The 21388-nt window shown below is 65.6% G+C and carries 26 protein-coding genes; 9 read left to right on the top strand and 17 right to left on the bottom strand.

Annotated elements, in window-relative coordinates; genetic code table 11:
* Positions 1–125 precede the first annotated feature (125 nt).
* The 10 genes from K8O92_17975 to K8O92_18020 form a co-directional block, all read right to left on the bottom strand.
* Positions 126–725: a hypothetical protein gene (locus K8O92_17975; GenBank protein UAK29886.1), complete on the bottom strand. Its 600-nt coding sequence runs from the start codon at positions 723–725 to the stop codon at positions 126–128.
* Entirely contained in the window at positions 710–1555 is an 846-nt protein-coding gene (locus K8O92_17980) for a hypothetical protein (protein ID UAK29887.1), read from the bottom strand. The genes K8O92_17975 and K8O92_17980 overlap by 16 nt, the downstream gene beginning before the upstream one ends.
* Positions 1555–1869 carry a hypothetical protein gene (locus K8O92_17985; protein ID UAK29888.1) on the bottom strand — a complete coding sequence of 105 codons (315 nt, stop codon included), beginning with the start codon at positions 1867–1869 and terminating at the stop codon, positions 1555–1557. Before K8O92_17985 ends, K8O92_17980 begins: the two co-directional genes overlap by 1 nt.
* Positions 1869–2447, bottom strand: a complete 579-nt coding sequence (locus tag K8O92_17990) for a hypothetical protein (protein UAK29889.1) — start codon at positions 2445–2447, stop codon at positions 1869–1871. Before K8O92_17990 ends, K8O92_17985 begins: the two co-directional genes overlap by 1 nt.
* Positions 2448–2597: 150 nt before the next feature.
* On the bottom strand, positions 2598–3374 hold the full coding sequence (locus tag K8O92_17995) for an ESX secretion-associated protein EspG (GenBank protein ID UAK29890.1): 777 nt from the start codon (positions 3372–3374) through the stop codon (positions 2598–2600).
* 105 nt (positions 3375–3479) lie between these two features.
* A complete protein-coding gene (locus K8O92_18000; GenBank protein ID UAK29891.1) occupies positions 3480–4640 on the bottom strand; it encodes a hypothetical protein in 1161 nt (386 codons plus the stop codon).
* Entirely contained in the window at positions 4637–5083 is a 447-nt protein-coding gene (locus K8O92_18005) for a hypothetical protein (protein ID UAK35771.1), read from the bottom strand. The genes K8O92_18000 and K8O92_18005 overlap by 4 nt, the downstream gene beginning before the upstream one ends.
* A 75-nt stretch (positions 5084–5158) precedes the next feature.
* Complete coding sequence (locus K8O92_18010; GenBank protein UAK29892.1) at positions 5159–5728, bottom strand: DUF3558 domain-containing protein; 570 nt, start codon at positions 5726–5728, stop codon at positions 5159–5161.
* A 206-nt stretch (positions 5729–5934) separates the two neighbouring features.
* Positions 5935–6147, bottom strand: coding sequence for a DUF397 domain-containing protein (locus tag K8O92_18015; GenBank protein ID UAK29893.1), 213 nt, complete (start codon positions 6145–6147; stop codon positions 5935–5937).
* Positions 6144–6992 (bottom strand): helix-turn-helix domain-containing protein, encoded by an 849-nt coding sequence (locus tag K8O92_18020; GenBank protein ID UAK35772.1) that lies wholly within the window; start codon positions 6990–6992, stop codon positions 6144–6146. The genes K8O92_18015 and K8O92_18020 overlap by 4 nt, the downstream gene beginning before the upstream one ends.
* 285 nt (positions 6993–7277) lie before the next feature.
* Here K8O92_18020 and K8O92_18025 point away from each other — a divergent pair, with 285 nt between their 5' ends.
* Both K8O92_18025 and K8O92_18030 read left to right on the top strand, forming a co-directional pair.
* A complete protein-coding gene (locus K8O92_18025; protein ID UAK29894.1) occupies positions 7278–7739 on the top strand; it encodes a DNA-directed RNA polymerase subunit beta in 462 nt (153 codons plus the stop codon).
* Positions 7736–8164, top strand: a complete 429-nt coding sequence (locus tag K8O92_18030) for a DUF4254 domain-containing protein (GenBank protein ID UAK29895.1) — start codon at positions 7736–7738, stop codon at positions 8162–8164. Before K8O92_18025 ends, K8O92_18030 begins: the two co-directional genes overlap by 4 nt.
* Before the next feature lie 18 nt (positions 8165–8182).
* On the opposite strand, the gene K8O92_18035 is transcribed toward K8O92_18030, so the two are convergent.
* A complete protein-coding gene (locus tag K8O92_18035; protein ID UAK29896.1) occupies positions 8183–8680 on the bottom strand; it encodes an FABP family protein in 498 nt (165 codons plus the stop codon).
* Between the two features lie 152 nt (positions 8681–8832).
* Between K8O92_18035 and K8O92_18040 the strand changes: the two genes are divergently transcribed.
* Entirely contained in the window at positions 8833–10152 is a 1320-nt protein-coding gene (locus K8O92_18040) for a TIGR03118 family protein (GenBank protein ID UAK29897.1), read from the top strand.
* Between the two features lie 49 nt (positions 10153–10201).
* On the opposite strand, the gene K8O92_18045 is transcribed toward K8O92_18040, so the two are convergent.
* The 3 genes from K8O92_18045 to K8O92_18055 all read right to left on the bottom strand — a co-directional run bounded on the left by K8O92_18045 (position 10202) and on the right by K8O92_18055 (position 12185).
* Positions 10202–10702: a hypothetical protein gene (locus K8O92_18045; GenBank protein ID UAK29898.1), complete on the bottom strand. Its 501-nt coding sequence runs from the start codon at positions 10700–10702 to the stop codon at positions 10202–10204.
* A 40-nt stretch (positions 10703–10742) separates the two neighbouring features.
* Positions 10743–11801, bottom strand: coding sequence for a MerR family transcriptional regulator (locus tag K8O92_18050; protein ID UAK29899.1), 1059 nt, complete (start codon positions 11799–11801; stop codon positions 10743–10745).
* Between the two features lie 105 nt (positions 11802–11906).
* Positions 11907–12185 (bottom strand): helix-turn-helix transcriptional regulator, encoded by a 279-nt coding sequence (locus K8O92_18055; GenBank protein UAK35773.1) that lies wholly within the window; start codon positions 12183–12185, stop codon positions 11907–11909.
* Between the two features lie 143 nt (positions 12186–12328).
* On the opposite strand from K8O92_18055, the gene K8O92_18060 reads away from it, so the two are divergent.
* The 3 genes from K8O92_18060 (at position 12329) to K8O92_18070 (ending at position 14243) form a co-directional block, all read left to right on the top strand.
* A complete protein-coding gene (locus K8O92_18060; GenBank protein ID UAK29900.1) occupies positions 12329–13072 on the top strand; it encodes an SDR family oxidoreductase in 744 nt (247 codons plus the stop codon).
* 160 nt (positions 13073–13232) lie between these two features.
* Complete coding sequence (locus K8O92_18065) at positions 13233–13529, top strand: hypothetical protein (protein UAK29901.1); 297 nt, start codon at positions 13233–13235, stop codon at positions 13527–13529.
* A 171-nt stretch (positions 13530–13700) separates the two neighbouring features.
* Positions 13701–14243 (top strand): DUF4254 domain-containing protein, encoded by a 543-nt coding sequence (locus K8O92_18070; protein ID UAK35774.1) that lies wholly within the window; start codon positions 13701–13703, stop codon positions 14241–14243.
* On the opposite strand, the gene K8O92_18075 is transcribed toward K8O92_18070, so the two are convergent.
* From K8O92_18075 to K8O92_18085, 3 genes are all read right to left on the bottom strand, one after another.
* The gene (locus K8O92_18075; protein UAK29902.1) at positions 14244–14741 is read right to left on the bottom strand and encodes a hypothetical protein; all 498 of its coding nucleotides are present in this window, start codon (positions 14739–14741) and stop codon (positions 14244–14246) included.
* Positions 14742–14832: 91 nt separating this feature from the next.
* On the bottom strand, positions 14833–16221 hold the full coding sequence (locus K8O92_18080; protein ID UAK29903.1) for an APC family permease: 1389 nt from the start codon (positions 16219–16221) through the stop codon (positions 14833–14835).
* A 176-nt stretch (positions 16222–16397) separates the two neighbouring features.
* Positions 16398–17267 carry a helix-turn-helix domain-containing protein gene (locus tag K8O92_18085; protein UAK29904.1) on the bottom strand — a complete coding sequence of 290 codons (870 nt, stop codon included), beginning with the start codon at positions 17265–17267 and terminating at the stop codon, positions 16398–16400.
* A 589-nt stretch (positions 17268–17856) separates the two neighbouring features.
* Between K8O92_18085 and K8O92_18090 the strand changes: the two genes are divergently transcribed.
* The 3 genes from K8O92_18090 (at position 17857) to K8O92_18100 (ending at position 21376) form a co-directional block, all read left to right on the top strand.
* Positions 17857–18528: a PAS and ANTAR domain-containing protein gene (locus tag K8O92_18090; protein ID UAK35775.1), complete on the top strand. Its 672-nt coding sequence runs from the start codon at positions 17857–17859 to the stop codon at positions 18526–18528.
* 374 nt (positions 18529–18902) lie between these two features.
* A complete protein-coding gene (locus K8O92_18095) occupies positions 18903–19970 on the top strand; it encodes a terpene synthase family protein (GenBank protein ID UAK35776.1) in 1068 nt (355 codons plus the stop codon).
* Positions 19971–20113: 143 nt separating this feature from the next.
* On the top strand, positions 20114–21376 hold the full coding sequence (locus tag K8O92_18100) for a diguanylate cyclase (protein UAK35777.1): 1263 nt from the start codon (positions 20114–20116) through the stop codon (positions 21374–21376).
* Positions 21377–21388: the final 12 nt, after the last annotated feature.

Genomic DNA, 21388 nt, shown 5'->3' on the forward strand with positions numbered 1-21388 from the left:
ATCCTGTGACGGTGACCTGCACAGCTCCGAACCGCCCAGAGCGACGGCCGTGATCTGTTCCGAGAGCATGAGGTGTGCTTGCCCTGCTATGTGCGCGTTGCCGCTCCACGTGCCGAGCGGAGCGATCAGCCCTTCAACGTGCGGATCATGTTCACCAGTGCGTGGGCGCCTTCTCGTGTCGGTTGGTCATCTGGCGTCGTTCGATCACGGGTGCCGTAGAAGTGAAGTGCGCCCTCCCAGCCGTCGATGCTGGCGGTGAGTTCGATCTCGAGCAGCGTAGTGGCGGGATTCGCCCCCTTGGGGAGTGGTTCGGTAACAACCTTGACAGTCACGCCGTTCACGGTGAGGAACTCGGCCGGGTAGTTCCCGGTCGTCGACGGGGGCTCGGACAGGGTGTTACCACTGACGATTATGCGGAACAGCGATACCAATCCGAGGTGACGCCATGCGGACCCGTCTGCCTTCTCATAGAAGCACCCGTTGCCGCCGCCGATTTCATCGGTCAGCGCCTTGCCGCCCGCACCAGGGCTGATCTTCAGGTTATCGGTACCAGCTCGGATGGTGAAGAACTGTTTTGTAGCGTCGCACAACTCTTGGATGGTGTGGTTGCTCGTCGGCACCTCATATGTTTCGGGATGAGTACGCGGCAACAGATCGCAACCCGAAAGTAGTATGGCCAGCGCCGAAGTCGCGACAACTTTTCGTATGTTCATGTCGCCTGCCATTCAGGGCTGGGAGAGTTGATGACGAAGTCGTCGGAGGCGCTGCGCGGCCAACGATCGTTGAGAAATCCTTTTGGTTCCGATGTGGCGGTAGTGATTTGTTTGATGATTTCTCTTTGAGTGAGCAAGCCCTTGGCGAGATGATCGGTATATTCAATGGCTTTGTTGATCATCTTTCCGAGGACGTCGATCGCATCCGATATTCCGACCGGAGCGGCGACAAAGGTGCCGATCTTGAGGAGAGCCGACCCCAGCGCGGTGATCAGATCCGCGACATCCTTGACGATCTTGGAGTAGAAATCCCAAGCTGTATCCGATACCTGGGCGAGCGCAGCGCTCAGCTTGTTGCAGATCGATTTGGCGGAGTCCATTGCGGTGTCCTGAAGTGTGCGAGCCGCTGTGTACTTGAGAGCGGCCGCACCTGCCCAGTAACCGATGACGTTGCCGTTGGCCACCTCGTTGTTCTGCGCCTCGCCGATCTTGGATTCCAGCTGCGACCATGCCTCGCTCGTCTGCAGGAAGGCGATGGGTGCCTTCAAACTGTCGACCGCGCCATGGAGTTTTTCCAAGAGCTCCTGAATCCTTTTCTTGATTACTTCCTTGTGGTCCTGCATGTAGCCGGTGAAGTCGTCCTCGGTCATCGCACCGTAGACGGCACCGGCCACCGCACCGGCCAATCCGAAGAAGGTCGCTGCCTCGGCCTCGGCAGCGGCGATCGCCGCCTTCCGGAACGCCTCATCCACCTTGGCCGGCTGCGTCCTGATCTCCGCGATCTGGTCCGAGAACTGATCGAGTACGGTGTTGATCTCGTCCAGTGATTTCGTGTCACCCATCAGTGATCCGCTTCCAGTTCGATCAGGACGTTCGCGAAGTTCTGGTCCTGCTCCTGATAGACCTTCGCGACATGGTCCAGAACCGCGGCGATGGCATTGGTTTCATCTCTACCCTCGACCAGTCTTTCGTACATGTACCGCGCGGCCGCCACTTGGGCTTCCCAGGTATCGCGGAACAGCCCCCAGGCGACGTCCTGGTGACTGAAATGGATACGCTGCGCCTGCGTCGCGGCGACGGTGAGGGTGTCCGACGCGTGATCCCAGGCTCGGGCAGCCTTCACCAACTGGTTCAGATCCGCTGCGAAACCGACCATTACGAGTTCCTCATCAGGTAGCGCTTGTATTCCGCGAGTTCGTGTTCGAGCTCATCGTCGGTGCGGTCGGCCCATGACCCGTCTTCGTGGAACCGTGGGCGCTGTTGCCGGATCTGGTTCGCGCAGTCGAGGATGTCGTGCGCGATGTAAGACGGGCTGGCCGTGGCAGCCCACCGCGGATCTACCTCGATGCTGCCGATGCGAGAGATGCTCGCGACCATCGTGATCGATGGCCCGCCGAAATCGGTCACTGGCCCTCGCCCGACGAATTCATCACTCAGCCGTAAGGAGCGTTCGACCATCTCGAATTCGGCGAGCGACCGGGTGTCGAGGAGCGTGATCAGTTCTGTGCGGCGAGACTGGGATACGGTCAATTCGGTCCATCTGCCCGATGCGATGACCGGCGCGTCATGCCGCCACAGCGCCAGGTAATAGCCGGTCATCGCCGCCGCGGAGAAGTCCGGTGGATCCAGGCGGTCGTGGATATTCCGGCTCACACCGACATCCACCGGAAGGCGTCCGTCGTCGAGATGCATCGTGAACAGTCCCACGCCGATCGAATGGGTGAACTCGCTCATCGAATTCCTTCGTCTCTCGATAACGACCCGCTGTGGGAACACCGTCTTCGGCACTGCGGCTCTCTTCCTCGGTCACTTCTGTCGGCTTGTGGTAGTTGCCTGCGTACAGAGTTGGACGCCGAGTGACCCGGTTCGGTTCCGCTGGCCTCGTTACCAACTTTCCGGGCGGGCGGCTGTCAAGCGTTGGAGGGCTTGGTCGATCCAGGTTGTGAAGTGGGTTGTCAGGTCGGTGGGGGTGGTGGGGCGGACGGTGATGTGGTCGGCGCGGTGTTCGGTGTAGCGGCCGTCGTCGGAGATGTCGTGCCACTGGAGGACTTTGGCGGGCTTCGTCCGGGTGTGCAGGGGAGCGGTGAGGAGGACGGCGGTGCCGCCGCCGTCGACCTGGCGGCCCAGGAGGCGCTGGTACTGCTCGCGGGGGGTGTTGCGCGCGTTGTCCTCGAGGTAGGTGTCCCGGCGGGGGATCAGGTCGTCGGGATGGAACGTGGCGGGCTTCTCGGCTCCGGGCGCGCAGGCCGGAACGGCCTTGACCAGGCGGGCGGGGAGTTGCTCGGCGGGGAACATGCGCACGCGGATCGGGCCGTGCTTGTGGTGGTTGCCCGCTTGGCTCAGAACGACAGCGCGGTAGCTGTCGCGGGCGCCGAGGATCCGGTACTCGCGGACGTCCTGGGTGCCGGTGCTGTTCTTGTGCTTGCACGTGCCGCCGAGGATCTCGATGCGGAACTCGGAGGCGCCCAGGATGTGCAGGGCCGCGTTGATCTCGTCGAGTTCGTCCGCGGAATAGTGCCCCCACACGGCCGCGCGGTGGGCGGCGAAGTCGTCGTGGAAGGCGAAACGACTGGTGTAGCGCAATGGGCCGGGGATCCGGTCGTGCGCGTCGCCATACCAGAGCGCGGCGAAATCGTCCGGTTCCCAAATCCATTCAGCCATGTGCGATCCCATCCGGCCGTGTCGAAGCGGCCACTGTCCACGCGCACACGCCCGCCGCCGAGCTGTGGTGCGGGCGTGTGCCGAGTCGAGAGTAAGTGGCCCCGATCAGGTCTGCGTGCCGCCGATGACGCCACCGGGCACGGTCTTCGGAACCTCGCCGAGCAGCTCGTCGGTGTTCTCCTGGGTGATCAGGTAGTCCGGCGTCTTGTGCTCGGATTCGTCGTCCTTGCCGCCGCCGCGAGCGCCGGGCGCCATCATGCCCGGCATACCGCTCATACCTCGCGCCGCCGTGGCAGCCGACGCGGCGGCATGGTTCATCGATGTGGTCGGCATCCCAGGTGCGCCCGCGACGCTGCGTCCCGGTTGCGGCTGGTTGGGTGTGCCAGGACTGCCAGGACTGCCCGGTGTGCCTGGACTGTGCGGCGACGGGGTGCCAGCCGGCGCTGTCTTGGTCGGGTCCGTGGTGGTGGCGGGGGTTGTAGAGGCGGGGTCCACGCCGGTGGGTGTGGTCGAAGTGTCGGAAGCTGTCGTGTCGGAGGATTGCTGGTCCTGCGCCGACTCGTCGGTGGACTGCTGTTCCTCGGTGCTCGTCTCGTCGGGCTCGCCGTCGCCGTCCTTGTCACCGGGAGTGCCCGAATCGGTGGCGGCAGGACTGGTGCCCGGGTCGTTCGAGCCCGGACCGTTGTTGTCGCCACTCTGGTACCCACCTGGCGGAGGCGCGGGAATGTCCACCGACGCGGTCGGACCGACCGGAGTGGGTAGCACCGGAATCTTGCCGTCCATCTCACTGAACGGCTGTACGTAGAACTCTTTCATCGCCGCCCGCGCGGCCTGCTCGGCCTCGGACCGCTCGTCCGACAGACTCCAGCGCTTCGGGTGGAAGACGCGCTCGACGAAGGAATAGTCGACGGCATCCGGGAGGGCCTTCTTCGTATTGGCGATGGCGGTAGCGGCGTCACGGACCCGGCAGTACAGCTCCTCCAAGGAGTTCGTGAGATTCTGCGCGTCGCTGGTGTACTTGGCGATCGCGTTCTTGGACTGCTCCGCGGCGGGGCCGGACCAGGCTTGGGCGATGGAGGTCTGGATGGAGCGGGCGAAGGTTTCCACGCCCTGCTCCCATTGGGTGCGAGCCTGCCAGTACTTGTTCGCCTGGTTGATCGCGTCGGTGATGTCGAGCGGGCTGAATGTCTCGTTGATCCGCGAGTGTTCCCAGCTATCGGGATGTTCGCCGCCGTTCGGGATACGGGTGCTCTCGTAGCCGTTCATCTGCCGGTCCCGTCCGGGAGTGAGACCGGTCCGAATGGCAGTTGTACGGGTGGGCGCTCGGGGAGGGTGGCGTTCAAATGGTTGAACTCAGCGGCGAAGTTGCTGTCCGCCTGCATGAGCCGATCGCGGGCTATCCGGTGGACCTCTTGGATGTCTTGAACGATACGAAAATGCTCTTCCATGATCTGGTAGACACTGTTGCCATCCTCCGCTCCGCGCGCCTTCTTCTTGAAGCGGTCCACCAATGTGGAGGCGGACACCATGTCACTGTTGGATTCACCCAGTCCCCAATGCGTCTGCTGTGAAACGATGTCCATGGCGCGCTGAATGTTGCGAATCGCATCCTTGAAGAACTCGCAATCTCGATCTATGTAGACGAAGTCCTCGGCTCTCATCTCGAGATTGGCTTGGCCGTCGCGAACGGCGCCGAGGACGTTCGCCATCGGTCGATCCCGTGGAGTCTTGTCGTCACCCATCTGTTCTTCCCTCCCGGTGAGTTGCTCCAGTATCAGTGTGGTCTACACATTGGCGGGCATCGTCGCGACAACTTTCTCTGCAAGAGTTCGTGCGAGTGAGCAAGTGTCCGTTTGGCCAGTCTTACGATTCGACGGCGGATTGCTCAGGAAGAATTCGAGGCTACCGCCCTTCATCTCCACGTTCACGGTGCAGACAGCCTCGGGATGTTCGTCCACCTGCCGCGTGGATATGGCGCGGCGTCCGCTTACCGCGTACTCACGGGTGTCAGTGAAGTTTTTGGCCCGCACCATGTCGACAGTGAGGTTCGTTGTTCGAATGGCAGGCGAGTACCCATCTGTTTGGACCCATGCGCAGCCGCGCCATTTGACGCCGCCGGAAGCGTTGGAGTCCTCGTTCTGCTTCCCCCGCAGATTCTCGGAATCGAGCACGCTCTGGGGGATGTCGTTGCACGGGTTGTAGCCGGTCGGGACATCCTGTGCGATGCTCTGGCTGGTTGGGGAACTCCCGGTCGGAGTCGCATCACCCTCGGTCGAGGAGTCGCAGCCTGTCAGAACGAGTGCGGTACCTACGGCGAGGGTGGCCAGACGCCCCGAACTCTGCCCTGACTTCATTGGTCCCCCTTGCGCACCGGTGTTTTCCCTGGCTCTTCGAGGCCGGACCGGCTTCTCCGCCCCCCGCAACGAAAGTTGACGCTACCGCCGGGGTTCATCGGGGGCAAGCGGTCTGACGAGCAGGTCGATGGTTCCGGGGGAGTTGTGAGCGAGCATCCCCCGGAACCTCTGGCGAAGGAGGTTCCGGAGTTGCCGTCGAGGCTGTCTCAGAACTGTGAGCGGTCGAGTTCACCTCTGGTTATGCGGGCAGTGAACGTGTCCCACTCACTCGCTGTGAACACAAGCGCCGGTGCGGCGGGATTCTTCGAGTCGCGCATACCCACGAGGTCGGGAGCAAGGAACGCGACCTCAACGCATTCTTTGTCCGAGCTGCTATGGCTGCTTTTGAACCACGAGGCAGTGGAGGGATCGACGTTCACTCGGCAAACTCCTTTGCGATCTTGCGGAGGAGGGATCGGCTGCGAACCTCGTCGAGTGCCGATCGTCGGATGTCGGCGAACGCCTGTCGGTATTCCCGTATCTCCTCGGACTTCTCAAGATACAGGTCGCCGGTGAAACCCTGCATGTATACGACTGGTGGCTCGGTGAGATGTGCCGTCGGGTGCCTAGGGAACTCGAGCATCACGAACGGGCCGACACGCAGGCCTGCGTATGCCGCCGCATCCAGCGGGACAATATACACCGAAATGTTGTTCTGCTCAGTTACTTCCGCAAGATATCGGATCTGGTCTGCCATGACCGACGTGCCGCCGATCGGCCTGCGCAACGCAGATTCGTCGAGCACCGCGTCGAGATGCAGCGGGTCGGAGGTACTGTCCAAGCGGGCCTTGCGTCGGGTGAACACCTCGATGCGTCGCTCGACCTCGGGGCCGGGCATCGTCGGGTAGTCGACCCAGATCAGTGCCCGTCGATACTCACTGGTCTGCAACAGTCCGGGCAGAAGAGTCGTTTGATACGAAGTGACGCGGTGGGCGGCTGCTTCCAGACCAACGTAGTGGCTGAATCCTTTGGGGATGGCGTCGTCGAGGGAGTGCCACCAGCCAGTGCGCTTGGTCTCCTCCGTCAAGTCGAGCAAGACGGCAGTTTGCTCCTCCGACGCCCCGTACACCTTGCACAACCGCTCGATGAACAGCGGATTCAGCCGGACCGGCTGCCCGGTCTCCATCCGCCACAGGGTTTGTTTCCCCACGCCGATCGCATCGCGGGCGTACTCCGCGCTGACGCCCGAGTTGACCCGCAGCTCGCGCAGCTGCCTGCCGAGCATGCGGCGGGGGAGGGTGGATCCGGTTGGAGTCACGACGAATTCCCTTTCGTAGCCTAAGTATTGGCCAGGTATCTAACTGGAACCGTTGTGGCGGGGGGCCTTGGAACCTGGGCGGTTTTCGCCCGGTTCCACCACTGAGAACGTTCCCGCCCAGCAATATCCGGTGCTCTACTGAACGCGACCGGCACGAATCGAAGAAGTGCTGAAACCTTAACCGCGACAACGGTTACAGGTCCAGCGGCCGGCATTCTCCGCTTACCGAACTATGTGAATCGAGGCTGGCGAATGAACTATGCGGCATTCGCGGACACTCCCGCGTCTCGCTGTGCGTTTTACCGCCGCACCTGTGGGCTGCCCGCCGGGATACACCCGGAGATCGGCCGGATCGCCGTGAAGGCCGGCGTGGTGGGCGGGATCACGATGCCCGACAGGCTGGGGCAGTGCGTGCGCGACGACATGCTTTTCCGTGGCATGCCGTTGGGGCCGGTGATCGCGCATATCCGTTCTCGGCGGTGGACTTTCCTGTGCCGACCCGATCTACCCGACGACATGCGGCTGTTCGCGGCCTTGTTCCGGCTCGACGTTTCGATCGTGCCTTTCGGCAGCGAAATCGCGCTGCCGTCGCCCGCCGACGCGAACGGCGTATTCCGCCGATGGGTGGTGGCGCCGCGCGACACGTTCCGACCGTCCGGAATGGTGATCGTGAATTGCCTGCTGGCCCGCGCGGGCGGGAAAGACGCGCCATGAGCGAGGGCTTGCCGACGCGAACCCAGCTGCTGCGGGCCTGCCGGGAGGGTGCGCCGCCGCCGGGGCATCCGGTGCTGTCGCGGGCGCGCGCCCTAGCGGAACTGCATGTTCGCCGGCTCCGCACGGAACGGGAATGTGCGTGCGCGATCGATGAGCACCGGGCCCGGCTGGTTCGTGACGTCGACCGCTGGGTCGAGTCCCGGTTGCCCGTGGCGCGTGGCGGAGCCTATCTGCACACCGAATCGCTCGGCTCGGTAGTCGACCGACTCGCCCAGCTGAGCGCGTGCGCGTACACGGCCATGGCCGAGGACCAGGAGTGGGACCTGTGGTTCGCGTGGGAGCGGCTGGCCGAACTGGCTGTCGGCTATGAGGATCTGGTCACCGAACTGACCAGCGGGCGCCGTCGATTGCCGAGCGCTTCCTAGACCGTGGCGTGCGCCGGTTCAATCGCGCCGCAAGGTGGCGGCGAGGTGGTGTTGCAGTGGCTCGCCGACCGCCGCCATCCGCAGGGAGTAGTCGATGGTGTCGCCGGACAGGCGCAGCGAACGGCCGAGGGCGGTCACGAGTTTGGCGGTGGTGCTGCGCCCGATGTTGGTGGAGTCCAATTCCATGCGCAGCGTGCCGTCCTCGACCGCGAGCGAACCCTCGCAGATTTCGGTGATACCGGTGGGATGCGCGAGGATCAATTCGACGCGGTCGGGGCGTGGGCAACGCAGATAGCCGGTTTCGGCGTGCAGCGGCCGACTGTCGTCGGTGGCGCGGGTCTTCTGCCGGTAGGTGAGGAACGGGCGGCCGAGATGGCCGAACCGGATTTCCTCGACATAGCCGAACGGAGGAATGGTCGGGTATTCACCCTGTCCGTTCCCGCGCCAAGTGCCGAGCAGTGGAGCGAGCGGAGCGATATCGGGATGCAGGGTAATAGCAGGCTGGGGTTCGACCACGGCGAACAGCCTAAACCCGTGCCCGTCCAACCGTTCGGGTACTCCCGAAATTGCCGCGCGCTAAGGTTAGCTTCGCCTTATCACCAATGTGGTGTGGTCGGAAAGGAAACAGGAAGTTGAACGGACGCTGGAAAGAGTCGCGCCGTGGCGGTATGCCTCGGTCGCGGACCCGAAGTGGTCTGCTGCGCGTGTCGGCGCTCGGCGCCGCGCTGATCGTGGCGGCGGGCTGCTCGGACTCGAAGCCGGACGAGGTGCCCGCGCTCGACGGCAACAAATACGTCCAAACCAATCTCGCGGCCAACAACGCGGAGTACAACGCGCAGTTCGTTTTCCCCGACCTGGTGAACGCCTGGGGGCTCGCCGACCGACCCAAGGGCGCCGGTGGGCACTTCTGGGTGGGCGCGGGCGGCAAGTCGTTCCAATTCGTCGGTGACGTGACCAAGTCGGCCGACGAGAAGGTGCAGAAGCTCTTCCAGGACCAGTTGAAGATCGTCACCATCCCCGGCGCCGACGCCGACACCTCGGACAAGAGCGCGGGCAAGACCACCGGCGTGGTGTTCAACCCGGCGCCGATCACCTCCGATCTGTTCGTCGTCCGCGACCAGCCGGTCGAGGCGGAAGGCGGGCCGCTGAACGGCTCGGCGCGCTTCATCTTCGCTACCGACTCCGGCAAGATCTCCGCCTGGACCGAGCAGGGCTTCGAGGGCCGGATCGTGCGCCACGACGGCCCGGCCAACCTGGTCTTCGACGGCGCGCCGCAGGGTATGCAGTTCTTCGGGATCGCGCTGGCGCCGTCCGGGGACACGCTGCTGGCCGCCGACTTCGGCGCCGACCCGCAAGTCCGGACGTTCGACAGGAACTGGCAGCCGATTCCGACCGTCGGCTTTGCCAACCCCTTCGCCACCGGCGACGCGATCGACCCGGCCGCGCCGGAGAAGGGTAAGAAGGCCAAACCCGGCGATCCCGCGCCGTTCAACGTCTCCACCATCGGCGACCGGGTGTTCGTCGCCTACGCCACGACGCAACCGGACGAACAGGACGCGACGAAGTTCGACGCCGGCGAGGAGGATTCGCTGGAGAAGGACCAAGAGCGGGAAGCGGGCGGCAAACCGGACAAGGGCAAGCTCGCCGAGTTCGACGCCACCGGCAAATTGGTGCGCATCATCGACGACGGCAAGCGCCTGAACGCACCCTGGGCGGTGACGATCGCACCGGAGGGCTTCGGTCCGCTCAGCGGGAAACTGCTGGTCGGCAACTTCGGCGGTGCCGGGCACGTGCTGGCCTACGACGACACCACCGGCAAGTTCGCCGACTACCTGCGCGATGCCGACGGCAAGCCGGTCGCGATCGAAGGGCTGTGGGCGCTGATGTTCGGTAACGGCGAGAGCCTCGGCGACGCCGACTCGCTGTACTTCACGGCGGGACCCGACGACGAGAAGGACGGCCTGTTCGGCAAGCTGCGGTTGAAGTAGATCCGGTTCGTGGCAGCCCGCGCCGACTCGGCGCGGGCTGCTCGTGCTTCTACCGGCCGCCGGTCGGTGCCGAGGCTCGGCGTTCGGTGCGTCGCTCCTGGATAGCCGACTCGACCTCGTCGACCGCCGTTCGTATCGTCGCCCGGTAGCCGTCCTCGGCGAGGGTGTGCACCCGTGCACGGGCGGCGTCGATCTGGCGCTGCGCGGCGTCGAACGAGCCGAGCCTGCGATAGTTGTCGGCGAGATTCAAATGCAGTGACGGGTAGAACGCGGCCACCCGCAGCGATCCGTCATAGGTTTGCGCCCGATCGTCCGAGAGGCTGTCGGCGGCGTCGAGCGCCCGGATGTCCCAAGTGAGCGCTTCGGCGGCGTCGTCGTACAAGTCGGCCAGATAGTGGGCGAGCGTGCACCGGTGCAACGGGTCGCCCTGCGGACCGAGCGAGGCCCACACGGCGAGCAGAGCGTCCCGCGCGTCGTCGGGACGCCCCTCGTGCCCGAGCGCGACCGCGCTGGTGATGGTGTTCATGGTGTCGTCCGAGGTGGTGTCCATCAGGTCTCCTAGGTGCTGGTAGCGCTGGTGGTAGGGACTGCTATTTCGAGGCCGAGTGGTCGATGGGTCGCACGGGCATCGCCAGGGTGGTGAGGTCTCCGTCGGTCGCGGAGCGCAGGACCACCGGCTGATCGGCGGCGATGATGTCGAGCATCAGATCGGGGCCGAGTGCGGTGCGGACGGCGGGCAGCAGTGTGGCGGGATCGAACGACAGTGTGATGACGGAGCCGGTGACCGTCGCGGGCAGGCGGTGCGCCGTGCCGGGTGCGGACGCCGCGATCTCGGTCGGCCGGATCGCGAATCGCACCACGGCGTCGGATTTTTCGAGAAGCTCCAGCACCGCCTGCCGGGCGACGATCACTCGGGTTCGGACCGGCCCCAGCCCCGACAGCAAGGCTCGGTGGTCCGGGAAGGTCGCATCGATGACGGCCGACCGGTATTCGACGCCGTCGCCGCTGAGGAGCAGTCCGTCGTCTGTCGAGGTGACGACGACCTCGTTCCTGCCGCACAACCACTCGATGAGCGACTCGAGGCCGTTCGGATCGAGCACCACGGACCACTCGCCGCCGTGCTGCCGGTTCGCCACCACGGTCCGGGTGGACAGGCGGTAACGGTCGGTGGCCGTGAGCGTCACCGCGTTACCACCCGATTCCAGCAGAATGCCCGCCAGCACGGGTATCTCGCGGGTCCGCGCCGCGGCCCCGCGGACCTGCTCGAGCGCCTCGGCCAGCACCGCGGCGTCGATCGCCACGTGAGCTACGAGCGACTGTTTGACCACCGCGGCGACGCGTGCGGCCTCGTGCGCCAGGCGAGTCAGTTCCGCCACGTGACGGTCGAGCAGGCGGGGTACGTCCGCGGGGTCGCCGGAGAGAACTTTCGCGATCGTTTCCAGGGGGAGGTCGATCGCGCGCAACTGGCGGATGAGGGCCGCTCGCTCACGCTGCGCCTCGGTGTAATAGCGGTATCCGGTCAGCGGGTCGACCCGAGCCGGAACGAGCAAGCCGCAGTCGTCATAGAACCGGAGTGCGCTCGCCGTGAGCCCGCTCTCCCGCGCGAGGACGCCGATCGTGATCAACCCTGCCGATTCCGAACTCGCCACCCGGCAATCATGGAGCCTCAACCAACTCGAAGGTCAAACCCGTGTCGGCCCCCGCCGACTGGGGAGTCCCAGGTACCTAGTGTCCGCACGGTCCGATGCGGCTGGTCAGTCGGCTTGGGAGTCGGTGGGGGTTACGCGCCAGCGGCGTGACCAGTCCCAGACCGAGCCGAGTGCCGCGCCCAGCTCGATGCCCGCCGTGGTCAGTTCGTAGGACTTGTCGGGACTCTTCGCGATCAGTCCCGCCGACTGCAGAGTTTGCAACCGCACCGACAGCATGCTGGAGGAGCAGTTGCCCATGCGGCGGCGTAACTCGAGGAAGCCGAGACGCTCGGGTTCCAGTTCCCACAGGATGCGCAGGATCCAGCGTTGGCCGAGGAGATCCATCGTGGCCAGCAGCGGCGTGTTCGACGGGTCGTCCCGGCCGCGCGGCGGCCTGGCTTCGTTTGCACTTCTCATTTAGAACCAGCATAGTGATTCTGAATTAGAAGCACCGGCCGGGGCGCCGGGCGGACCGAGAGGATGACGGCATGACCGGACGGCGAATCGTCCTGATCACGGGCGCGTCCCGCGGCATCGGCGCGGAGACCGCTCGGGTGCTCGCAGCGCGCGGCGACCATGTGGTGATCAACTACCGGGAGAAGGCCAAGCGAGCCGAGGCACTGGCGGAATCGATCCGGCAAGCGGGCGGTAGCGCGTCCACTGCGGGCGCTGATATCGCCGACGCGGATTCGGCCCGCGCGCTGGTCGCCGGGGTGGCGGAGGCGTTCGGCCGGCTGGATGTGCTGGTGCTCAACGCATCCGGCGGGCTCGAGCGCGATGCGCGGCCCGGTTACGCGATGGCCCTCAACCGTGACGCGCAGGAACGCCTGGTACGGCTTGCCTTGCCGCACATGCCGTCGGGCTCGCGGATCGTTTTCGTGACCAGTCATCAAGCGCACTTCCACGGCCGCAAGCCGGTGCCCGCCGACTACGAACCCATCGCCGCGAGCAAGCGCGCGGGCGAGGACGCGCTACGCGCCATGATCCCGGAACTCGGCGCCAGGGGCGTCGCCCTGCACGTCGTCTCCGGCGACATGATCGACGGCACGATCATCGTCCAATTGCTGGAGCGCCGGAATCCCGACGCTGTCGCCGCACGGCGCGATCAGGGCACCCTGCCCACCGTCACAGAGTTCGCCATCGCCGTCGCCCTGGCCACCACCGCCCCCGCCGATTCCGGCCACACCACCTACATCGGCGGGCAGGACTACTTCGCCGCGTCGGAGATCTAGCGGCCAGTGCGAGCTCGGGCATCGCGGGTAATTCGGTGGTGATCCGGGTCTGAAGAATTGGCCGAGTTGGAAGCCTCGTGGACGGCGGCATCGGCGGGAGATACGTTGCTGCACAACGACCTTCGGCCGGGACAACATGGTGCGGCGAACGGATGGTGCGGTGCTGGCGGTGGATTGGGCGTGGGCGTGCCGGGGTGCCGCGTGGATCGACCTCGTCGCGCTCGCTCCGACGATCGCGGCCGCTGGTGTCGACCTGGATCCGATCATCGCCACCCATCCGGTCACCCGCGACGTCGATCCCGCGGCGGTCGACGCCTTCGTCTGCGCACTCGCCGGCTATTGGGCAGCAGCCTGCCGGAAGCCGGAACTGCCGCGTTCGCCGCGTTTGCGCGACCATCAGTCGGTGTTTGCTCGTATCGCTAGACAGTGGCTGGCGTGTCGGCTCGAGTGGCAATAGCCGCAGTAAAGACGGCTCTATTGTCGAGAAATGCGAGGTCACTGAATGTTTGCCCTTGCTTGTGGCATCGGCTCGTGCCCCGCCGATCCGGTCGATGGGCGTGTCGCGCGAGTGGAAGTGGCCGAAACCGACGTGGGGGGCACGGCTCTCGGCCAAGCTGGTCTCATGTGGATGTTCGGGCAGTGCCGGGACACCGGCGGCGCAAGGCATCGAGGACGTGACCGAGACGCGTCCACCCTGATCGAATTGGGGGTGTGGAAAGTGGGTCAGGTGTCCGAGGCTCGGGTCATTCCCGGCAAAGAACTGCTGCTGGCCGCGTTCCGGGGTCTGCCGCACATGGATCATCCGATGCTGGAGGCGGCCGGAGAATTGGCTCAGCTGCACCAGACTCGCGAACGGACCCCGGCGAGCCGGTGCGACAAACTCGACCGGCGTCGCGCGCAGCTCCTACGCGGCATCGACCGCTGGGTCACCTTGGCCGCGCCGATCCCGCCGCCCGCCGCGCCCGAACACTTCGAGACGGTCGGTCGCATGGTGGACCGACTGGCGATGCTGGCTGCCCAGGCATTCGTGGCGCTGGCGCATGCGCCGGAATCGGTCTTCTACGACGCGTGGATCCAGATCGATGAATTGGCCGACGGCTACCAGGATCTCGTCGACGACCTGCGCACCGGGGCGAGACGACTACCAGAGGGGCGCTACGACCGCTGGTAGCTATCTGCCGCGCCCGAACAGCCGGAACGATCGCTGGCGCTTGCGTGGCAGAGTCGCGTACACCATGGTCATGTCGGCGAAGACTTCCGCTTCCCGCTCACGGTCGACGCCGAATTCGGCACGGCCGAGGACGTGTTCGATCGAGTGCGGCGAAATAGAGGGCAGGAGGACGGCCAGCGACGGCGGCAGCGGATCGCTGCGCTCGTGGTCTTTGTGATGACCCAGCAGCATGTGGCCGATCTCGTGCAGGATGACATGATCGGCGTTGCGGCCGGTCGCCGCGGCGTCGTACACGATGATGTCGTCGTGCTTGCGCGCCACCCACAGTCCGCCCCCGCCGCAGCCGGTGTCGGCCAACATCGCCTTGGGTACGGGGTGCAGACTGATCGAGCGTCCGCGATGGGCGGCCACCGCGGCCAGATAGGCGGTCAGATTCCACGGATTGGGGAGGGGCACGATCCGGGTGGCATCACCGAAACGGGCTTCCATGCTGGTCATCGGCGCCCACCTTACCTACCGGGCAGCGACTAGTCACCTGCGGGAATCGGACATACCGGCGGAGGCGGTCCTGCGCCGGTAGCGCGACCGGTCACTCCGCGGGCGGCTTGCTGTCGAGTGGTTGTGCCCGGATAGCGCGCAGGGCAAGGTAATTCAGGCCCCACAGCGCGACCCCGATGGCCAGTAGTACGCCTGCGATGGCGTATTGCGCCGGATTGCGGCCGGTGAACGGCGTGACGAGAAAGCCGCAGGTCAGCGCACCCAGCACGGGCAACGGCGTCGGTGTCTTGAAGTGATAGTGCGCCACCGGGTCTCGGCGCAGCACCAGCACCGCGATGTTGACCACGGTGAACACCGCGAGCAGCAGCAGGGCCGTGGTGCCGCCGAGTTCGGGCACTTCACCGACGAACAGGATCAGCCCGAGGGCGAGCAAGGTGGTGAAGATGATGGCGTTGTAGGGCGTCCGGCGGCGCTCGTGAACGCGGCCGAACGGCCGGGGCAGCACTTGCTGCCGGGCCATGCCGTAGATCAGGCGACTGGCCATCAGCATGTTGATCAGCGCGGAATTGGCGACGGCGAACATGGTGATGTAGGCGAAGACGTGGGTCGGGAAGTTCGGCGCACCGGCCTCGACCACCTTCAGCAAGGGCGTGTCCCCCTGGCCGAGCTGGTCGGCGGGAACGAGCGCGATCGCGCTGATGGACACCAGCACGTAGATGAGCCCGGTGATGAGCAGCCCGGCGAGCAGCACCTTCGGGAAGATCCGGCTCGGCTCCTTGCATTCCTCGGCCATGTTCACCGAGTCCTCGAATCCCACCATCGCGTAGAACGCGAGCGTGGTGGCCACGATGACGCCGCCGACCGCGTTGCGTTCGCCGGTCTCGAATTCGACGATGCGCGAGAAGTCGCCGTCGCCGACCCCCAACGCCCAGCAGCCGATCGCGATGACGATCAACAGACCGGTCAGCTCCACGCAGGTGAGCACCACGTTGAGCTTCACGCCCTCGCTCACGCCGCGCAGGTTGACCGCCGCCACCACCGCCATGAACACCAGCGCGATCACCGTCACCGCGACGCCGGTGCCGAGGTCCAGGTCGAACGCTTCGGCGAAGTTGGCCGCGAAGGCGCGCGAGGCCGTGGAAGCGGAGGTGATGCCGGAACTCATCACCGCGAACGCGACCATGAAGGTGAGGAAATGGATGCCGAACGCCTTGTGCGTGTAGAGCGCCGCGCCCGCGGCATGCGGGTACTTGGTGACCAGTTCGAGATAGCTGAAACCGGTGATGAGCGCGACCAGGAACGCCACCAGGAACGGCACCCACACCGCCCCGCCCACCTCGTTGGCCACCTTGCCGGTGAGCGCGTAGATGCCGGTACCGAGGATGTCGCCGACGATGAACAGCAAGAGCAGGCCCGGCCCCATCACCCGTTTCAGCTCGGGCCCGGATTCGGATATCGGATTCGCAGTGACTTCGGACATGCGTCCTCCCCTCGGCAGTAAGGGCGAGGGTACCCATTCGGGGGGCGGAGTAGTCGTCACCCGGGCCGTTTCCCGCTGAGATTGTGCGTGCCCAGCCGGGGCGGAAGCGTGGCTGTGTGGAGTGGGGGAGGGTCGGCTCCGGCCGTCAACGGCCTCCGCCGCCGGAAGATGCCCGGCTAATCCGCCTGGTCCATCCGGCGCGCGGCCTCCACGATCATGGCCGCGGAGTCGCGTGGACTCAGCGCCATGGCGCGCAGCTGGTCGAAGATCACCCCGAAGCGCCGGATCTCGGTGTGGCCCTCGATCAGCTCGTCACCGGCCATGCCCTCCACGTAGACCAGTTCGGGATCGGCGGGATCGGGGAAGTCCAGCAAGGTGAACGAGCCCGCCATGCCGGGGTGGGCGCCCGCGTCGAACGGCAGGATCTGCAAGATGACGTTCTTGCGCTTGATCTCTTGCAGCAGCCGGTCGAGCTGGCCGCGCATCACCGCGGGCCCGCCGACGGTCCGACGGATCGCGGCCTCGTCCATGACCACCCACAGTTCGAGCGGCTCCTCTTTGGTGAGGTTGACGGCGCGATCCATCCTGGCCTTGGCTCTGCTCTCCATGACCGACGCCTCCAGCTTCGGCATCGAGGTGTCGATCACGGCCGTGGCGTACTCGTAGGTCTGCAAAAGCCCAGGGACGAAGGATGTTTGGTAGTGCCGGGCCGACAACGCCTCGGACTCGAAGTTGATGTAGGCGGCGTACACCTCCGACACGCTGCCCTCGTAGGCGCGCGACATGCCGGGCTTCAGTGCGTCCGACAGCAGCTCCAGGGCGTCCTCGCGCTGTTCCTCGCCGATGCGGTACAGGTCGAGCATCGCCATGAGGGTGCGACGCTGGGGGCGGGCCTGCGCGGTCTCGATCCGGTACAGCGTGGTGACGTTGATCCCGGTCTTCGCACTGACCTCTTCCTTGCTGAGCTGGGCGTTCTCGCGCATTTCGTGCAACATCGCCGCCAGCCGGCGCAAGCGGACGGTCAGGACGGTGCGCTTGCCTGCCATCAGTACTACCCCTTCGGTCCGCGCACTCGCTGGAACGCGTTACGGCGTTCGCCCTCGAATGCGCCCTACGTGCAGCGGATCTGTGCCGATGTGGGCACAGCAACAGAGACTACCTCCAGTGATCCACGTTATGGTCACTGTTTTCCGTGGGCGTTCGCGATGAGGGGCAATACTGCGGGGCTAACCAGACCGGCTACTCGATTGCGACGTGGAGCGAAGACTCGCGGACCTGCTCGGCGTGCTCGCGCAGACGACGGGAACGCCGTGCTGTCGAAATGGGGACGCGGGTTGCCGGGGTTCGGTCGATCCCCGGCGGCGGGCAGGATGGGGTTCGCGTCGAGTTCTGCCGGGACGGGGTGGACGAGCTGCCTCCGCCGTCGGGTTCGCGGCCACCGTCGGCAACAGTTGCCAGACCAACGGCCTGCTATTGCCGATTGATTGCTCATTGAAGGATGTGACCACACATTTAAGGCTATTCCCAGTATATAGCATCCAAATGTGAGTGCTAGAAGTTTGCCACAATTTGGTTTCGTCTCGTGTTCCGTCCCGTCGCGTGTGGAAGCCGATGGATAATGACCGCGTGACGAGGATGGATCACCTCGCGCTGAGAAGCGCCTCCGCGATCGAGAGCGTCATCGCGGGCACGCCACAGAGCGTGGGTAGCTTCCGCTTCTGGTTCGAGGATCAGCGATGGGAATGGTCGGAGGAAGTGGCCGCGATCTACGGCTACCCCGCGGGAAGCACGCGACCCAGTACGGAGTTGCTGCTGGCGCACAGGCACCCCGACGACCGCGCGCTCGTCGACCGGTCCATCGTCACCGCCGTGCGAACCGGTGAACCGTTCTGTGGCCGCCACCGCGTGATCGACACCGCCGGGCGCACCCGTCACGTCATCGTCGTCGCCGACCGCATGCTCGACGACCGGAAGTCGGTGGTCGGCACCGCCGGCTATTTCATCGACGTGTCCGGCACCCTCGAGGAGAACCGGCAGGAAGTTCTCGACGACACTTTGCCCGAACTGGTCGAGTCCCGAGGGGTGATCGAGCAGGCCAAGGGCGTACTCATGGCCGTCTACGGCATCAACCCCGAACAGGCTTTCCGGGTGTTGCAGTGGCGCTCCCAGGAAACGAACATCAAGTTGCGGACGCTGGCGCGTCAGTTGGTCGGCGAGGTGCCCGCCATGGGCGGCGGTCCGGCATCGCAACGGGCCCGGTTCGACCATCTGCTGCTGACCATGCACGACGTGGCGGCGGCGAAGTGAGCCTCGGCCCGGCTCCTGTGCCGGGCCCCGTGGCCGCCCCCTTGTGAGACGGCCTTCAGTGGCGGTTGCCCGCGCGCGGCGACGTGGATCGGAGTGCCGGGCGCCTCACGTCCTCCACCGGCCGCTTGCCTCTTTGCGCCACGGCCACCCCGTGCCGCGGCCACGCCATTGGACGAACGCCCAGTTCGCTGCGGTGTCGCCACCGAATGCCCGGCGCGCGAACATCATCGAGCGCTCCGATGTTGCGTGATCTTCGCTCTCGGGCCGATCCCAGCCCCGATAAGTCGGAGACAATTCATTAGAAGTAACCATAGTGGGAGGGAGTCGTTGTGGTCAGTGAGTACACATCGGCGCTCGAGCGGGAAATATCGGACATGCGCGGACAACACGAGCAGTTGCTGCGCAGCGGGCGACAGTGGTCGTTGCGCGAGATGTTCGGTACGCCCGACTGGGACATCGTCGATTACTGCCGTGACTTCCGGCCCAACCGGTTCGGGGCGCAGGCCTGTGCGGAGGTCGAGCGCTTCTGCCGCGAGCACGGGATCTGGCTCGAGCCTGCAGGCCCCCACTACAACAGCATGACGCCCTATCTGCATCCCGGTGCGGTCAGCGCCGAGCGGATGACGATCATCGGTCTCTACAACGCGATCCTGTTCTGGCTCAACGACACCGTCGGCCGGGAGAAGTTCGGGCATCTCGGCGACGACGAGCAGCAGCGGGCGCGCGTCGCGGTCGACCGGCTCTGTGTGCTCCTGCGTACGCGCTCGGCGCCGCGGGACCCCACCCCGTTGGAGGCTTCGACGTCGGCGTTTCTCACCAGGCTGTCCGCCCTCGCGGACCCGGCCTGGCTCGACCGGTTCATCGAGTCCACCATCGAGCATCTGCGGCCCGCGATCCGAGACCAGAACGCCCGTGCGCGCGGCGGGTTGCTCAGCGTCGAGGAGTACATCGATCTGCGGGGTCAGGTCTCGGGCATGTATCCCGCGATCGCACTGTGTGAGTTCGGGCGGAACGACTATCTGCCCTGGGACCGGATCGGCCACACCGGGTTGGCTGCTGATCTGCGTCGGCTCCGGGTGCTGACCGTGGAGATCGGAGCGCTGATGAACGACGTCTTCTCCTTCGAGAAGGAGTGCATCGTCGATCTCGCGGACTTCAACTTGATCCCGGCGGTTCTGCTCAACCACCCCGGCTGGTCGCTGGAGGACGCCGTGGGGGGCGCCACCGAGATCGTGCGCGCAAGGCTCGTGGAATTCCGGAAGGTGGGCGCGACGCTCGCCGAACAATGCGACCGCTTGGGCATCGAAGACGCCGCTTCGGCTGCTACCGTCTCGACTCACATCGCCGATCTGATCGCCTGTGTACAGGCGACCTGGGTCTGGCAGATCAAGACCTTACGGTACAAAGGTGCGTCGATATTCAGGGAGAACGGGCTGAAATAGGCACACCGCCCTCACCGTGCTCGCCGAATACTTCCGAGCGGGAGTACTCGACGGTCTCGAACATGTGTGGATACGATGCGTCGGGGGCTATCTCCGGCCTGAATGGTGAGGGGGTTGCGGTGGAACAGATCGAACTCGCCTCGATGGCGAACGTTTGGTGGCGCGCTTTGCAGGCCGTCGCCGGTGGGTCCATGTCGCTACCGGACCCCGAGGCCGTACTGCTCGGCATGCTCGAGGAGTTGGTGGCCGGCCTGGAGGCCGAACCCTTCGACGCGAGCGTCGGTCTCCGCGTGGGCGCGGCGCTGGCCTCCGCCGGGCTGGTCGGCCCGGCCGTGCCCAGCACGTCCGCGCAAGTCCTGTACGGGTTGGCCGAACGCGGGGTCGCGGATACCGGGCGGCGGCTCGCGGCGCTGCTCGCGGCGGTCGGTCAGGGATACGAAGCGCAGTCGCGCTCGCACGAGGACGCGGCCGCCGAGGCGACCCGCGCCGCCGACGAGCGGTTCCGCGTCGTCTTCGACAACGCCGCCATCGCGATCGCCATAGGTGACACCGACGGGACACTGCTGGATGTCAACCGGGGCCTGGCCGAGATGATCGGAGTCCCGGTCGACGCCCTGCGCGGGGTGTCCGTCTACGACTTCGCCCACCCCAACGACCGGGAGGGCATCCGCACGCTGGTGTACGACAAGCTGGTCCCCGCCGGGGAAGGCACGGTGAAGCTGGAACAGCGGATCCGCCGCGCCGACGAAAGCTATGGGTGGGCGTCGTTCGCCATCACCTTCGTCAAGGGCGTGGACGGGCAGAGCGACTATCTGCTCGCGGTCGGGGAAGACGTCACCGAGCAGCACCGGATGCGCGAAGAGTTGCACCGCCAAGCCCGGCACGACCCGCTCACCGGTTTGCCGAACCGTCGGCATCTGATCGAGCGGATCGACGCGATGATCGCCGACGCCCGCAACGGGGACCGCGCGGGGTTGTGTTTCGTCGACATCGACCGCTTCAAACACGTCAACGACCGCTACGGCCACGGCACGGGTGACCAGATATTGACCGCGGTCGCCGGACGCCTGCAGGACAGCGTGCGCGGATCAGGATGTCTGGTCGCCCGGATCGGCGGCGACGAGTTCGTCGCGCTGATCCCGCCGCCTGCCAGCGACCACCGGGTGGCCACCGTGGCCAACAGCCTGCTCGAGGCCTTGGTCGATCCGATCACGGCGGGCGATCGGAGGCTGCGCATGTCGATCAGCATCGGCGCGGTCGTCACCGCGGTCGCGGGCGCGGACGCCGAATCGCTGCTCGACGCGGCCGACACCGGTCTGTACCGGGCGAAGGCCGACGGCAAGGGCCGGTGGGTGTTGCACATCCTCGACACCGACACCTCGCGCGGTCCGCAACCGGTGTTGTGAACGGAAACGATC

The organism is Nocardia asteroides (assembly GCA_019930625.1).
Classification (GTDB): domain Bacteria; phylum Actinomycetota; class Actinomycetes; order Mycobacteriales; family Mycobacteriaceae; genus Nocardia; species Nocardia sputi.